This is a genomic window from Sulfurihydrogenibium sp., assembly GCF_027448985.1.
Lineage (GTDB): Bacteria > Aquificota > Aquificia > Aquificales > Hydrogenothermaceae > Sulfurihydrogenibium.
In genome coordinates this window covers 1-612 of the sequence record NZ_DAIDMN010000182.1, presented here as the reverse complement: position 1 = coordinate 612, position 612 = coordinate 1, and the positions used below count along the sequence as shown (strand labels likewise).

At 31.9% G+C, this 612-nt stretch carries 1 protein-coding gene; it reads left to right on the top strand.

All coding sequences use genetic code 11. The features are described from left to right. Positions 1-415 (top strand): N-acetyltransferase (locus tag NE054_RS08475; protein WP_297890558.1); only part of this gene is annotated, 415 nt, incomplete at its 5' end. Between the last annotated feature and the right edge of the window lie 197 nt (positions 416-612).

The following is a 612-nucleotide window of genomic DNA, read 5'->3' as shown; positions in this document are numbered from 1 at the left end:
TTTTAAAATAATTCAAAACTTTGCATTAAAGGAGATTTTACTTCCCCGTAGTTTAAACAGTATATACGAAAACATAAGAGACTTTTACGTGTACGAAACCGGCGGAAAAATCGTCGGTGTTGGCTCTTTGCACATATACTGGGAAGACTTGGCGGAGATAAAATCGTTGGCAGTGATAGAAGAATACCAACACAAAGGTATAGGTAAAAAGATAGTGGAAGCTTGTATTGAAGATGCAAAACAACTTGGAATAAAAAAAGTTTTTGCTCTTACATATGTACCATCATTTTTTGAAAGACTTGGCTTTAAAATAACGGACAAATCAAACTTTCCCCAAAAAGTGTGGACAGAGTGTATACACTGCGTAAAATTCAACGATTGTAAAGAAGTACCGGTAGTGATAGAAATAAAGTAAAATATTTGAAAATCATTAAACAAGTTGATAAATTGTTGTAAAGGAATAACCGTAGAGGTGGATAACAGATGGAGTTGTTAGAAGACAGAGTTTCTGAAATGGAAAAAATAATAATGAAAATTTTAAAATAATTCAAAACTTTGCATTAAAGGAGATTTTACTTCCCCGTAGTTTAAACAGTATATACGAAAACATAA